Source organism: Nocardioides alcanivorans, assembly GCF_021555175.1.
Classification (GTDB): domain Bacteria; phylum Actinomycetota; class Actinomycetes; order Propionibacteriales; family Nocardioidaceae; genus Nocardioides; species Nocardioides alcanivorans.
The window spans coordinates 1-13,880 of sequence record NZ_JAKGRW010000031.1 but is presented as its reverse complement, the minus strand read 5'-3'; the positions used below and the strand labels follow the sequence as shown (position 1 = coordinate 13,880).

At 69.9% G+C, this 13,880-nt stretch carries 11 protein-coding genes, 1 tRNA gene and 1 pseudogene; 8 read left to right on the top strand and 5 right to left on the bottom strand.

Annotation, left to right across the window (positions count from 1 at the left end):
- Positions 1 to 45: 45 nt before the first annotated feature.
- The 4 genes and pseudogenes from L1066_RS16030 to L1066_RS16015 all read right to left on the bottom strand — a co-directional run bounded on the left by L1066_RS16030 (position 46) and on the right by L1066_RS16015 (position 5,940).
- A pseudogene (locus L1066_RS16030) lies at positions 46 to 3,449 on the bottom strand (error-prone DNA polymerase).
- A 68-nt stretch (positions 3,450 to 3,517) separates the two neighbouring features.
- Positions 3,518 to 5,011, bottom strand: coding sequence for a DNA polymerase Y family protein (locus L1066_RS16025; protein WP_235737278.1), 1,494 nt, complete (start codon positions 5,009 to 5,011; stop codon positions 3,518 to 3,520).
- The gene (gene imuA' / locus L1066_RS16020; protein WP_235737277.1) at positions 5,011 to 5,694 is read right to left on the bottom strand and encodes a DnaE2-dependent mutagenesis accessory factor ImuA'; all 684 of its coding nucleotides are present in this window, start codon (positions 5,692 to 5,694) and stop codon (positions 5,011 to 5,013) included. Before imuA' ends, L1066_RS16025 begins: the two co-directional genes overlap by 1 nt.
- A gap of 173 nt (positions 5,695 to 5,867) precedes the next feature.
- Positions 5,868 to 5,940 (bottom strand) — tRNA-Arg (locus L1066_RS16015).
- 182 nt (positions 5,941 to 6,122) lie between these two features.
- Here L1066_RS16015 and L1066_RS28785 point away from each other — a divergent pair.
- From L1066_RS28785 to L1066_RS15975, 7 genes are all read left to right on the top strand, one after another.
- Positions 6,123 to 7,595 carry an ATP-binding cassette domain-containing protein gene (locus L1066_RS28785; RefSeq protein ID WP_376707690.1) on the top strand — a complete coding sequence of 491 codons (1,473 nt, stop codon included), beginning with the start codon at positions 6,123 to 6,125 and terminating at the stop codon, positions 7,593 to 7,595.
- Positions 7,595 to 9,571 (top strand): ABC transporter permease, encoded by a 1,977-nt coding sequence (locus tag L1066_RS16000; protein ID WP_235737276.1) that lies wholly within the window; start codon positions 7,595 to 7,597, stop codon positions 9,569 to 9,571. The genes L1066_RS28785 and L1066_RS16000 overlap by 1 nt, the downstream gene beginning before the upstream one ends.
- Positions 9,520 to 10,257, top strand: coding sequence for an FtsX-like permease family protein (locus L1066_RS15995; protein ID WP_235737275.1), 738 nt, complete (start codon positions 9,520 to 9,522; stop codon positions 10,255 to 10,257). The genes L1066_RS16000 and L1066_RS15995 overlap by 52 nt, the downstream gene beginning before the upstream one ends.
- A gap of 71 nt (positions 10,258 to 10,328) precedes the next feature.
- Positions 10,329 to 11,129: an LCP family protein gene (locus L1066_RS27895; protein WP_235737274.1), complete on the top strand. Its 801-nt coding sequence runs from the start codon at positions 10,329 to 10,331 to the stop codon at positions 11,127 to 11,129.
- On the top strand, positions 11,102 to 11,545 hold the full coding sequence (locus tag L1066_RS15985) for an LCP family protein (RefSeq protein WP_235737273.1): 444 nt from the start codon (positions 11,102 to 11,104) through the stop codon (positions 11,543 to 11,545). The genes L1066_RS27895 and L1066_RS15985 overlap by 28 nt, the downstream gene beginning before the upstream one ends.
- Positions 11,546 to 11,682: 137 nt before the next feature.
- Positions 11,683 to 12,888: an LCP family glycopolymer transferase gene (locus L1066_RS15980; RefSeq protein ID WP_235737272.1), complete on the top strand. Its 1,206-nt coding sequence runs from the start codon at positions 11,683 to 11,685 to the stop codon at positions 12,886 to 12,888.
- A gap of 29 nt (positions 12,889 to 12,917) precedes the next feature.
- Positions 12,918 to 13,103, top strand: coding sequence for a hypothetical protein (locus tag L1066_RS15975; RefSeq protein ID WP_235737271.1), 186 nt, complete (start codon positions 12,918 to 12,920; stop codon positions 13,101 to 13,103).
- 60 nt (positions 13,104 to 13,163) lie between these two features.
- Here L1066_RS15975 and L1066_RS15970 read toward each other — a convergent pair whose 3' ends face one another.
- Entirely contained in the window at positions 13,164 to 13,544 is a 381-nt protein-coding gene (locus tag L1066_RS15970; protein ID WP_235737270.1) for an MscL family protein, read from the bottom strand.
- Between the two features lie 120 nt (positions 13,545 to 13,664).
- On the opposite strand from L1066_RS15970, the gene L1066_RS15965 reads away from it, so the two are divergent.
- Positions 13,665 to 13,880: hypothetical protein (locus L1066_RS15965; RefSeq protein WP_235737269.1), on the top strand; the 216-nt coding region annotated here is incomplete at its 3' end.

Sequence of the window (13,880 nt, the reverse complement as noted above, 5' to 3'; positions counted from 1 at the left end):
GGTTTGGCTACAAGTTTGTCCGGGACTATCCAGGAGAAAGGCGCGTCAGCGGAAGTCGCGCGAACGGTGGCGGGTGGCCAGGGCCCGGTCGGCTGCGGGTGACACGTCGGCGAGGGTGAGGAGCTGGTCGGCGACCAGGTTGGTGACACCGTCCTGGCGTTCGAGGATGCCGCGGATGACCATGGTGGCCGCAGTGCGGGCGACCTGGCGGTGGCGTTGCCAGACACCGGCGCTGCAGACCACGTTGAGCATGCCGGTCTCGTCCTCCAGGTTGAGGAAGGTGACCCCACCGGCGGTGCTGGGGCGTTGCCGGTGGGTGATCAGCCCGGCGACTCGGATCCGACGTCCCGGCTCGACGGTGGCCAGTTCGGTCACCGCGAACACGCCCGCGGAGGAGAGCTGCGCCCGCAGGTGCGTGAACGGGTGTGACTCCGGGGTGATCGAGGTCGCCCACAGGTCGGCCAGGGTCTCCTCGGTCGGTGTCATCGCAGGAAGTGCCGGAGCCGATGGCCGGGGTCCACTGCCGGGGAGGTGACCCTCGTGCTCGACGTACCCCGCCTGCCACAGTGCCTCCCGCCGGGTCATCTGGAAGCCGGCCAGGGCATCGGCGGTCGCGAGCGCCTCCAGCTGGCGGCGCTCGAGCCCGGCCCGGCGGGCGAGGTCGACCATGTCGGTGAACGGACGCTCGGCTCGGGCCGCCACGATCCGCTTGGCCACGTCGCGGCCGATGCCCCGCACCGAGTCCAACCCCAGCCGTACGGCGTACGACGTGTCGCGCCGGTGCTCCGGCGTCGGGTCGGGGGTGCCTTCGACGAACTCGGTCCGCTCCGGATGATCGAGCAGACAGGCATCGCGGCCCACGGGCCCGGGGACCCCGATCAGCTCCAGGTCGGCGGTGGCGGCGGAGAAGACGATGTCGGGGCCGCGCACCTCGATCCCGTGGCGCCGGGCGTCGTGCACCAGCGACTGCGGGGAGTAGAACCCCATCGGCTGGGCGCGCAGCAACGCGGCCAGGAACGCCGCCGGATAGTGCAGGCGGCACCAGGAGCTGGCATAGACGAGCTTGGCGAAGGAGAGCGCGTGGCTCTCGGCGAAGCCGAAGTTGGCGAAGGAGAGGATCTTGGCATAGATCGCGTCGGCCTTCTCGCCGACCAGGCCCCGCTTCTTCATCCCCTTGAAGAGCTTCTCCTTGATGCTCTCGATCCGCTCGATCCCGCGCTTGGAGCCCATCGCCCGGCGCAGCAGGTCGGCCTCGTCCTCGGTGCAGTCGCCGAGCACCCGCGCCATGTCCATCAGCTGCTCCTGGAAGAGCGGGACGCCCAAGGTGCGCTCCAGCACCGGGCGCAACTCGGGGTGGTCGAACTCGACCGGGTCCCGCCCGGTCGCCCGGCGGATGTAGGGGTGGACGGCGCCCCCTTGGATCGGCCCGGGGCGGATGAGCGCGATCTCGACGGCCAGGTCGTAGAACTCCCGCGGGCGCAGTCGCGGCAGGGTGCCGATCTGCGCACGGCTCTCGACCTGGAAGACGCCGACCGAGTCACCGCGGCAGAGCATGTCGTAGACCGCCGGCTCCTCCTTGGGCAGCGTCGCCAGCGTCCACTGCTCGCCCAGGTGGGTCGCCGCGATCGTCATCATGTGGTCGAGCGCGGAGAGCATGCCCAGCCCGAGCAGGTCGAACTTCACCAACCCCATCCACTCGCAGGCGTCCTTGTCCCACTGCAGCACCGTGCGCTTCTCCATCCGAGCGCGCTCGATCGGGCACACCTCGCCGATCGGCTGCTCGGTGAGGATCATCCCGCCGGAGTGGATGCCCAGGTGTCGTGGCGCGCCCAGCATCGACTGGGCCAGCTCCACCACCGGAGCGGGTACGTCGTGCTCGCAGTCGCCGTCGTCGGGGTGCGGCACCCGGCTCCAGCTGGAGATCTGCTTCGACCAGGCATCCTGCTGCCCGGGGAGTAGCCGAGTGCCTTGGCGGCATCGCGCACCGCCAGCTTGGGGCGGTAGGTGATCACGTTGGCGACCTGGGCGGCGTTGCGTCGGCCGTAGGTCGCATAGACCCACTGGATCACCTCCTCGCGGCGGTCGGAGTCGAAGTCGACGTCGATGTCGGGCTCCTCGTCGCGGTGCTCGGAGATGAACCGGGCGAAGGGCAGCTTGTAGAAGACCGGGTCGATCGAGGTGATCCCGAGTGCGTAGCAGACCGCTGAGCTGGCCGCGGAGCCCCGGCCCTGGCAGAGGATCCCGCGCGAGCGCGCGAAGGCGACGATGTCGTGCATGATCACGAAGTAGCCGGAGAAGTCCTTGCGCTCGATCGTGCCCATCTCGGTGGCGATCCGCTTGCGGACTGCGTCGATGTCGTGCTGGTCTGCGGGATAACGCTCGGCGGTCCCGCGCTCGACGAGCTCGCGCAGCCACGTCGTGGCGGTGTGGCCGTCGGGAATGTTGCGCTTGGGCAGGTCGGGTGAAGCCTTGCGCAGGTCGAAGGCGATCTCGTCGGCGATGGTGACGCTCTGGGCGACGACCCCGGGATAGCGGGCGAACCGAGCTGCCATCTCCGCCCCCGAGCGCAGGCACGCGCCACCCCACGGTGGCAGCCAGCCGTCCATCTCGGCGACGCTGCGCCGGGCCCGCAGTGCCGCCATCGCGGTGGCCAACCGGTGTTGGTCGGGCCGTGCGTGGTGCACGTTGCCGGTGGCCACCGCAGGCAGGCCGAGCTCCCGGGCCAGCCCGAAGAGCACGTCGTTGTGGCTGCTGTCGCGGGGCAGCCCGTGGTCGGTCAGCTCCACCACCACGTTGTCGCTTCCGAACCGCTCCACCAGCTCCCGCAACGCCGCGGCCGCCGCAGCCGGGCCATCAGACAGCAGCGCGCGCCGTACCGCACCCTTGCGGCAGCCGGTCAGCACCAGCCAGTGCCCGCGGCCGGTCTCGGCGAGCTCGTCGAGGTCGTGCACCGGGCGCCCCTTCTCGTCGCCACGCAGGTTGGCCTCGGTGATCGCGCCGGCCAGCCGGTGGTAGCCGGTGACGTCACGGGCCAGCACCAGCAGGTGGTCACCCTCGGGGTCGGCGATGCCGTTCTGCGGCCGGGTCAGCCCCAACGACAGCTCGGTGCCGTGGACGGTGTGCATCTCGTGCTCGGCGGCGATCTCCGCGAAGAGCGGGGTGCCGGCGAAGCCGTCGTGGTCGGTCAGGGCGATCGCGTGCAGCCCCAGCCGCACCGCTTCCTCGACCAGCTCCCGTGGGCCGCTTGCCCCGTCGAGGAAGGAGAAGTGACTGTGCGCGTGCAGCTCGGCGTAGGGCGTCACTTCGCCGGTCGGGCGCACCACGTCGGGCGGTGGCGCGTATGTCGTCCGCTTGCGTGACCCGGGTCCGTCGTCCGGGGCGGTGGGCGGGCGCCCGGAGAGCTTGCGTTCGAGGTCGCGCCAAGGAACCGGCGGGTTGCTCCAGCCCATCAGGTGCCCCTCGCGAGAACGGGATCAGTCATAGCTCGCCTCGGTCCACCACTGGTCGCCACTGCAGGTCAGCAACCATGCGTGTCCGTCGACGCTGACCAGCTGGAAGCGGGAGAGAGGTCGGGCATCTGGCTCCCACCAGGTCTCCTCGACGGGCCAAGGACCGGCCCAGGCAGCGACCTGCGCCCACGGTGTGGCGTCCCGGCCGGTGGCGCAGGGACGGAAACGTGCCGGGATGCCGGTGAGCACGCCGCGCTCGGTGACTGCCGTGGGACGGCCATCGCCGTCGAGCACCTCGGCCGGCACCGGTTGGGGAAGCACCCGGGCCGGTGCGGGCGGCGGGATGCTGCCCGGCCACGGGAGGTCGCGGGGACGCAGGCCGAGAGGGCGTTCACCCCAAGGCACGTGGGCCTGACGAGCGCCGGGGAGCGGCCGCCCTGGAGCACTGGCTGCACCACGGACTCGAAGCCGAGCAGCGCCTGCACCCGGGCCACGCCACGCTCGACCTGGGAGGCGTCGGCGTTGCCCCACAGCCCGTCGGCATGCACGACGTCGGCCTCGACGGCCTCGGGGACGAAGCGCACGCACGAGATCGGACCGACCTGACGGTCGCCGGTGGTGCTCAGCTGCCAGTGCACCCGGTCGAGGAGGTCGCTGGCGCGGAACCAACGCGCGTGCACCCACAGGCGTGACGAGGTGATCCGCCCTTCGCTCTCGGCCTCGACGAGGACCCGGGTGCAGACGAGGTTGCGGCTGCCGATCTGGTGCACGAACTGCTCTGCCGTGCGCCGCACGCTGAAGACGACCGACTCGACGGAGGCCAGCGGCGGTTCGAAGTCGACCTGGCAGACCAGGTCGGGTGGTGGCTGGCGCACCCGGAGCCGGTCGGTGTCGCCGCCCCGGGCCAGCCGGTGCAGCCGCGCGCCGGAGGCACCGAAGCGGGCGAGTACGTCGACACTCGGCAGCGAGGCGAGGTCGCCGAGCGTGCGGATCCCCAGCCGGCGCAGCGGGTCGGTGGTCTCGGGGTCGTCGAGCACTCGCACGTCGAGCCGCGCCAGGAACGCGGCCGAGCCGCCCGGCGGCACCACTGCACTGTCCTGCTGCTCGGCGGCCCGCGCGGCCTGTTCGGCGGTGAAGAGGTCGTCGGCGATGCCGAAGCGGCAGTCCCAGATGCCCATGCCGACCAACTTCTCGGAGATCACTGCGGCCGCCTCGCGTTCGCCGCCGTAGTAGCGGGCGGGGGAACGGAGCGCGGCCAGGCCGGGACGGAGTGCGGCGATGCCGGGGCTGAGCTCTTCGAGGCAGGCCAGCACCGGCTCGAAGTCACGGGCCTCGCGCTCGGGGTTGCCGGCCAGGATGTGCAGGTCGGGGCAACGCGACTGGGCATCGCGCCGACGCATGCCCCGGCGTACCTTGTCGGCACGCGCAGCGTCGTTGCAGGCGCTCACCTGGTTGCCGGAGAGCACAGCAGCAGGACGGCTGGGAGGCACCTGGGCCTCGGCCATGGCGGAGAGCACCGGCCAGTCGGGGCACCAGGCCACCAGTACTCGCCGGCCTGCCATCAGCCGACCTCGCGCAGGGCGGGAGCGGGTTGGCCCTGCAGGGGGCCGGAGCGACTGAGGAGCCGTGGTGCCTCGTTGCCCGGGAGGGTGACCAGGCCGCGGACGGTCGGGCCGGCGCCGTGCCGGACGACCACCTCGGCGCGTCGGGCGCTCAGGTGGCCGGTGCCCTGTCCCAACCCCTGCCACTGCTGGCGCACGAGACTGAGATGGGCATCGCACTGGGGCCAGTCACCCTGCACGACCAGGGTGGTCGAGCGTTTGCGGAGCCGCGCCGCGATCCGACTGGCGGTGTGAGCATCGACGCGACCGGGAGGCCGGAGCAGCAGCACGCCGGTGACGTCGAGCAGGGCGGCGGTGACCTCTGCCCAGTGTTCTCCGGGGTCGGGCACCAGCAAGGTGCGACCGAGGTCGAGGCCCAGGTCTGCCGCGGCCTCGAGGCCGAGGTCGTCGACCCCGACCACTGCTGTCCAGGTGCCCTGCTCGGACGGGCCGGCCAGCAGCGCCACGGCCAGGCTGGTCGCGTCGGCGCGGTAGCTGCTGCCGGGATGCAGTTGCACCAGCCCGGCCAGCGCCGGGTGGACCGGCATCGTCTCCCGCAGACCACCGCTCTCCATCTGCCGCACCCGCGCGCGCAACCGCTGGACCAGGTCCGGATCCGGGGTGGGGCGACGGGTGGAGGGCACCGATCCATGATCGAACATCTGTTCGAATGAGTCAATCCGGCAATGGCTCGACGGGCTGGATGTCTGCGGCGGGCGGACGGGTTTGCGTGGGGTTTGCGTGGGGCTTGGCCCCGTTGGACGACTCCGGCCCCTGACTGCTGGATGCGTTCCAGCAGGTCAGGGGCCATTTCCGGTGCCCCAGGCAGGAGTCGAACCTGCGACCTTTCGCTTAGGAGGCGGCTGCTCTATCCGCTGAGCTACTGGGGCCAGTTGCGCGGACCATCTTGTCAGGTCCGCTGGTTCGGCGTCCGCGAAGGGTCGGGTGTGGTTCGGTCGCCCGGGTCCGGGGTGCTTGCTCCGGCTTCGGGTGGGGCCGTGATTCGACCGGGTGAATGCATATCGGGTATACATGTTCCATACTCGGTATGTAGATCCGGAAAGGCTGCCCCATGTCCGTGAAACACGCGCTGCTCGCCCTGCTCGAGCAGCAACCGATGTATGGCTACCAACTGCGCGTGGAGTTCGAACGTCGCACCGGGACCACCTGGCCGCTGAACGTCGGGCAGGTCTACACGACGCTCAGCCGGTTGGAGCGCGACGGCATGGCGCTCGCCGACGGCGAGGACGACGAGGGTCACGTGATCTACCGGATCACCGAGGCCGGCCGCGGCGAGGTCGCCGCTTGGTTCACGACGCCGGTGGCCAGGACCCAGCCACCGCGCGACGAACTCGCGATCAAGCTCGCGTTGGCGGTGACCGTGCCGGGTGTCGACGTGGGCACGGTGATCCAGCAGCAGCGCAGCGCGACGATGGCGGCCCTGCAGGACTACACCCGACTCAAACGACAGTCCTCCGCGGCCACCGATCCCGACGAACTGGCCTGGAGCCTGGTGCTCGAGTCATTGGTCTTCGGTGCCGAGGCCGAGATCCGTTGGCTCGACCACTGCGAGGCACGGTTGCGGCGGGCGGCGGTTGAGCCCGGCCGACAAGATCCACGCCGGGTGGAGGGAGTCCCTCCGCCCGCACCTCCGATCGGAGCGCGCGATGACCGACTCACTCCACGAGCAGGCAGGCCGGATGCAGCGCACCGAGCGGCAGTGGCTGGCCGACGCCCGCAGCCGGTTGCAGCAGGGACGTCAGGCCGACGCACCCGCCCCCACGCCCGGAGCGCCCCGCGCGAACCGGATCGGCGGCCGTCGATGAACGCCGTGCTGCAGCTCACCGACGTCAACCGGGTGCACGGCAGGGGCGCCGCCCAGGTCCACGCCCTCCACGCGGTCACGTTCGCGGCGTACGCCGGCGAGCTGGTTGCGGTGATGGGGCCGTCGGGATCGGGCAAGTCGACCCTGCTCACCATCGCGGGCGGGCTCGATCAACCCACGTCGGGCTCCGTGGTCGTCGAGGGCACCGACCTGACCACCTTGGGGCTCGACGCCCGAGCGCGGATGCGGCGTACGTCGATCGGCTATGTCTTCCAGGGATTCAACCTGATTCCGGCGCTGACCGCCGCCGAGAACGTCGCCCTGCCGCGTGAGCTCGACGGCGCCAGCACCCGCGTCGCCCGCGAGCAGGCCCGCGCGGCGCTCAAGGAGGTGGGCATCGGTGAACTCGCCGACCGCTTCCCCGACGACATGTCCGGTGGCCAGCAGCAGCGGGTGGCGATAGCCCGTGCCGTCGTCGGGGAGCGTCGGCTGATCCTCGCCGACGAGCCGACGGGTGCCCTCGACACCGAGACCGGCGAGGAGATCCTGCGCCTGCTGCGAGCTCGGTGCGACGCAGGTGCCGCAGGGGTCATGGTGACCCATGAGGCCCGCCATGCGGCGTGGGCGGACCGGGTGGTCTTCCTGCGCGACGGCGTCGTCGTCGACGAGACCGGGGCGACCCCGATCGAGTCGCTCACCGACACCGCCGCTCGATCCTGATGGGTACGACGAGGGGCGGCTGGCGAGTCGCGCTGCGGCTGGCGCGTCGGGAGGCGGTGCGACGCAAGGCCCAGACCGCGTTGATGCTGGTGCTGATCTGCCTGCCGGTGGTCGTGGTGACAGCTGCGGCGGTGGTGTGGCGGACCCAGGACGTGTCCACGGTCGAGGGCATGGATCGTCGGATGGGCGCCGCCGATGCCTACGTCGTGACATCCGGATTCGCCGAGGTGATCCAGCTCTTCGACCCCGAGCAGGGCTGGGACGTGATCGGTGACGACGCCGTCCACGGTGCGCCGGGTGTCGTCGACCAGGACGGTCTCGACCGGGTCCTGGCGGCCCTCGGCCCGGACCGGACGGCGGTACCGCTGGAGACGGAGTCGCTGCACTTCCGCACCGACCGAGGCATCGGTGAGGTCGAGACCATCGCGACCGATCTGGGCAGCCCCTTGTCCGAGGGGTTGGTGGAGCAGGTCGACGGGCAGTTCCCGCCCGGTCCCGGCGAGGTCGTGGTCAACCAGGCACTTGCTGATCGCGGTCCGGGGATCGGCGACACGTTGACGGTCGTCCGGCAGACCGAGACCGGTGAGGAGGAGCACGAGCTCCGGGTCGTCGGCATTGCCGAAGGCACCTCGTTGCGTGGCCACCCCGTGGCTGCGGCACTGCCCGGCGCGTTCGGCACCGACGAGACCGATCCGACCGGCCGCTGGCTGGTCGGGGGCGGGCCGGTCTCGTGGGACGACGTGGAGGCTCTCAACGCGATCGGAGCCCTCGCAACCTCCCGCCAGGTGCTCACCGACCCACCGCCTGCCTCCGCGCTGCCCGACGGGCTCAGCCAGTTCGACCAGGGCAGGGACGAGGTCACCATCACGGTGCTGGCCCTGATCGCGGCGATGGTGCTGCTCGAGGTGGTGCTGCTGGCCGGGCCGGCCTTCGCCGTCCGGGCCAAGGCGCAGGCGCGCACCCTCGCCCTGGTGGCCGCAGCGGGTGGCACGCCACGCCAGGCACGGCGCACGGTGCTCGCCTCGGGAGCAGTGGTGGGAATGGTCGGCGGGCTGCTCGGCACGGTCCTCGGGGTGGGGGTCGGGGCGCTCGCCGTACCGGTCGCCCAACGCTTCGACGCCAACCGGTTCGGGCCCTTCGACGTACCGTGGCCGTTGCTGGCCGTCGTCGCAGGCTTCGGCTTCCTCTCCGCAGTGCTCGCGGCAGTGGTACCAGCGTTCTCCGCCTCGCGGCAGGACATCGTGGCCGTCCTCGCCGGCCGACGGGGTGAGGGCCGGCCCTCGAGCCGCTCGCCGCTCCTCGGGCTGGTCCTCCTCGGCGTCGGGATACTCGGGGCAGTGGTCGGTGCCGGCGGCGACGGCGGTGGCAGCGCTGCGGTGCTCATCGCCGGCTCGGCGATCATCTCGGTGCTCGGCATGATCTTGCTGGTGCCGCTGACGGTCACGTTCGTGGCACGGCTTGCGTCCGGGATGCCGCTGTCACTGCGGTTCGCTGCTCGTGACGCGGCCCGACACCGCACGCGCACGGTCCCTGCCGTGGCGGCGGTCGGAGCCACCGTTGCCGGGGTGGTCGCGCTCGGGATCGCCGTGGCCAGTCAGGAGGCATCGAACGAGGACGGCTACGTCCCGATGCTCCCTGCCGGCTACGGATCGGTGAGTACCGTCAACGTCGACGCTGCCACGGTCGCTGCCGTGCTCGACCGGCGTCTCCCCGCCAGCAATGCCATTGGCCTGCGGGTGCCGCAGGCCGCGACCGACGAGGGCACCGTCGAGTTCGAGTTCCGTGACGGCGACCAGAGCCTGCTGCTGTCCTACTTCTCCTCGCTCGGCACGCCGTACCTCGTCGCGACGGAGCTTCCTGGCCACGTCGACCTGGCCGCGGCGGATCGTGCCCGAGCCGATGCCGTGCTCACCGACGGGGGCTGGTGCTGCTCGACGGTGAGGACTCCGACGAGTTCGGACCGATGCCCGAGGTGAGCAGTCTCGCTGTCGACGTACGCCACTGGGACCCCGACGCCACCGAACCCGCTGCGGTCCGCACCGTTGAGGCAGATGCAGTGGTGGTGCCGGTACGGGGGACCCAGCCTGCGGTGGCCGTGATGTCCCCGGACCTGGTCGACGGACTCGGCCTGGAGGTCGAGGAGCTGGGCACGTTCGTCGTGCCCGGGCCGATCGGCAAGGAGCTCCAGCAGGGACTCGCCGAGGAGCTGGCAGCGCTCGACACCAACTCATCGGTCTACGTCGAACGCGGGTACCAGCCCGACCCCGCGGTCCGGATCATCCAAATGGTGCTCGCTCTCCTCGGGGGCATCCTGATGCTCGGCGGGACGTTGACCGCGACCTTCCTCGCGCTCTCCGACGCTCGGCCGGATCTCGCCACCATGGCGGCGGTCGGCGCCCGGCCGAGGACCCGACGAAGGGTTGCGGCCTCGTATGCCCTGGTCGTCGGTGGTGTCGGCGCCCTGCTCGGTGCGCCGGTCGGCTTCATCCCGGGCATCGCGATCAGCCGTCCACTCACCCAGCAGTGGGGCACGGATGCGAGCAGCCTTGACGTGCCGTGGCTGCTCATCGCCATCGTCGTGGTGGGCCTTCCGTTGCTCACCGCTGCGACCGTCGGCATCTGTGCGCGTGGCCGGCTGCCGATGACTGCCCGGGTCGACTGACGCCGTCGGTCCGTCGAGCAGGTGTCGTAGATTCAGCCCACCATCGTTGACTCGAGCGGAGTGAGACGCACGTGAGTGAAGTGCCTGGAGACGACCAGCCGAGTGGCGTCGTACGCCGGCACCCTGCTCTCCGCCATGTCGGCTTCTCCGCGCTCGCGTTGGTGATGGGCATCGGACTCTTCGGCGTCTACACCTATCGCCACCTCAACGAGAGCCTGCACACGGTCGATCTCGGCAAGCAACTGGGGGATCGGCCCGACGAGGTCGACGTCGACGGGCCGAAGAAGCCGCTCAACATCCTGGTGATGGGCTCCGACACCCGCGACGGGGAGAACAACATCGACGGCGTCGAGCACGACACCGAGCTCTCCGACACCACGATGTTGCTGCACGTCAGCGCCGACCGCAGTTTCGCCTATGGCGTCAGCCTGCCGCGCGACGCGATGGTGGAGCGCCCCACGTGTCTCGAGGAGGATGGCACGACCGAGATCGCCGGTGGCCTCGACATGTGGAACGCGGCCTTCGCGGTCGGGGGCCCGGCCTGCACGATCCGTCAGTTCGAGCAGTTGAGCGGCATCAGGATCAGCCACTGGGTCAAGGTCGACTTCGCCGGCTTCAAGGACATGGTCGACGCTGTCGGCGGCGTGGAGATCTGCGTGCCCGAGGAGGTCAATGACACCCACGGCAACATCCATCTCGACGCCGGCACCCGGATGGCGAAGGGCCAGGAAGCACTCGACTACGTGCGGGTGCGCAGCAACATCTCCGCCAACGGCGACATCGGCCGGATGAAGCGCCAGCAGGTCTTCATCGCCTCGTTGATCGACCGGGTGACGTCGAAGGGGTGCTGGCTCGCCCCGACCGGCTGGTGAAGTTCTTGTACGCCGCCACCAGGTCGCTGACGCTCGACAGCGAGCTCGACTCGGTCGCCAAGATCGCCGACCTGGTCGGTGAGGTGGGCGACATCGGGTTGGAGAACATCAAGTTCATCACGGTGCCGTGGGACTTCTACGAGCCCGACCACAACCGCTTGGTGTGGGCCGAGGACGCCAACCTGCTGTGGAAGCGGATCAAGCACGACCAGCCGCTGAGCCGTCGCCTGAGCACCGAGCTCGTTGACGCCGCGCGGCGTCCAGGCTCCACCGCGACGCCTGATCCGGACGACGAGTCGTCCGACGAGAGCTCCTCGGACGAGGAGTCCGAGGAGCTCGGCGACGAGTCGGCAGAGGCGACCGCCGACGAGGAGGAGCGGGCCGCCACTGCCGCCGCCAACGGCTTGTGTGTGTGATCTGAGGCGGAGGCCGGACCACCCGTCGGGTGAAGCTGCTCGTTTTGGTGTCTGGGCGGAGGAAAAGGCACCATTTGGACTGGTGCCGTAGATTCACCGCGCCAGGTCCAGACCCCGAGCCCGAGCGAGATCCATCTGTGAGCGAAGTGACCACCGGCCGCCACCGCGGTGACGCCCGGAAGAGGCACCACGTCGCTCGCTACTTCGGCTTCTTGGTGCTCACGATGGTGATCTGCATCGGTCTCTTCGGTGCCTACACCTACCGGCACCTCAACGAGAACCTCCACACGATCAACATCGATGCCCAACTCGGTGATGACCGTCCCGACGACGTCGACGTCGAGGGGCCGAAGGACCCGCTCAACATCTTGGTGATGGGCTCCGACACCCGCGAGGGTGACAACAACATCGACGGCCTCTCCGAGGTCGGCGAGCGGTCCGACACCACGATGCTGCTGCACCTGAGTGCCGATCGGACCTTCGCCTATGGCGTCAGCCTGCCGCGTGACGCGATGGTGGAGCGGCCGACCTGCTACAAGGAGGACGGCACCACCGAGATCCCCGGTGGCTTCGACATGTGGAACGCCGCCTTCTCCTACGGTGGCGAGGCCTGCACGGTCCGCCAGTTCGAGCAGCTCTCCGGAATCCGGGTCGACCACTTCGTCAAGGTCGACTTCACCGGTTTCAAGGACATGGTCAACGCGATCGGTGGCGTGGAGATCTGTGTGCCGAAGGACGTCGACGACTACGTCGGCAACATCCACCTGAAGGCCGGCTCCCGGCAGGTGCAGGGCCAAGAGGCGCTCGACTACGTGCGGGTGCGACACAACATCTCCGCCAACGGTGACATCGGCCGGATGAAGCGCCAACAGGTGTTCATCGCCTCGATGGTCGACCGGGTGATGTCGAAGGGGGTGCTCGCTCGTCCGGACCGGCTCTACAAGTTCCTCGACGCCGCGACCAAGTCGCTCACCCTCGATCAGCGGCTCGGCAAGCTCAGCAAGCTCGTGGACCTCGGGAGCGAACTGCAGGACATCGGGCTGGACAACATCAAGTTCATCACGGTGCCGTGGGACTTCTACGAACCCGACCCCAACCGCTTGGTGTGGGCCGAGGACGCCAATCTCCTCTGGAAGAAGATCAAGCACGACCAGCCGCTGAGCCGTCGCTTGAGCACCGAGGTCGTCGACGCCGCGCAGCGTCCAGGCTCCACCGCCACCGCCACTCCGGACGACGAGTCCTCCGATGCGGGTTCCGAGGCGCCGGACGACGAGTCGTCGGACGCAACCTCCGACGAGACGGAGCGCGAGGCGACAGCAGCGGCCAACGGGCTCTGCGCCTGAGTTCCGCGGAGGCTCGTACCATCGAAGCCATGGCGGAGAACCAGGAATCGCAGCCCGAACCGGAGTGGAAGCGTCGGCGTCGACTCGCCGCGATCTTCGGTGACGTGCTGCCCGACTCCACCTCCGACGACCGCGACCCCGAAGACGCACGCAGCGCACCGGACGGCGAGGAGTGGCTCAAGCAGCAGGTGCCGCCCCACCACGGCGGAAACTGAAAGCCCGCCCCACCTCTCGGTGGAGCGGGCCTCAGCAGTGGTGCTGACCGGTCAGTCGAGTCAGACCTGGCCGGGGCCACCGTTGCGGGTGGCGAGGAGGTTGCGGATCTCCTCCAGGAGGAGGACCTCGTCCGGCTTTGCGTCAACGGGGTCCTCGGCCATGAACTTGGCCTTGGCGATGTTGTAGGGCGTCACCACGAAGTAGTAGACGACTGCGGCGAGGATCAGGAACGAGACCAGGGCGGTGATGAAGAGGCCCACCTGGACATCGGCGATCTCGATGTTGAAATTCGGCTCGTCGAACACCTTGCCGATGAAGCCCATCAGGACTGCGGTGAACTCCTCCACGACCTTGGCGAACGCCGTGGCCATGATGAACGCGACAGCGAGTTCGACCAGGTTTCCCTTGAGTACGAACTCCTTGAAGCCCTTCAGATCCATGCAATCTCTCCTTGGTTTCAGCGGGTCCCGAGCCCCGTCAATAGGGTTTTGTGGACCATCGTCGGGACACGCTAACCCGAAACCATCACCGTCAAGTACCGCGTCGCAGCCGCGCCGGCGATGCTTCTCGCCGACACGGGAGGCGCAGCGAGCACCACGAGACGGCCCGCGACCGCCTGGCCGGGTGGCGACGTACTGCTCCCGGCCCGGGGCACGGTGACCACCTGCACCCCTGCTGGCCACCTGGGTGGCCCGGCCTGTCGACGGGTCGGTGGCGACGAGGTCGACCCGGTCGCCGGGCCGCAGCATCGCGACTGCGTCGGGGTCCGGGATCCG

Coding starts and splice junctions, on each gene's coding strand:
- L1066_RS16000 (WP_235737276.1), top strand. CDS start 7,595: ATGGGTACGACGAGGGGCGGCTGGCGAGTCGCGCTGCGGCTGGCGCGT.
- L1066_RS15975 (WP_235737271.1), top strand. CDS start 12,918: ATGGCGGAGAACCAGGAATCGCAGCCCGAACCGGAGTGGAAGCGTCGG.
- L1066_RS16025 (WP_235737278.1), bottom strand. CDS start 5,011: ATGGCAGGCCGGCGAGTACTGGTGGCCTGGTGCCCCGACTGGCCGGTG.
- L1066_RS15970 (WP_235737270.1), bottom strand. CDS start 13,544: ATGGATCTGAAGGGCTTCAAGGAGTTCGTACTCAAGGGAAACCTGGTC.
- L1066_RS28785 (WP_376707690.1), top strand. CDS start 6,123: ATGTCCGTGAAACACGCGCTGCTCGCCCTGCTCGAGCAGCAACCGATG.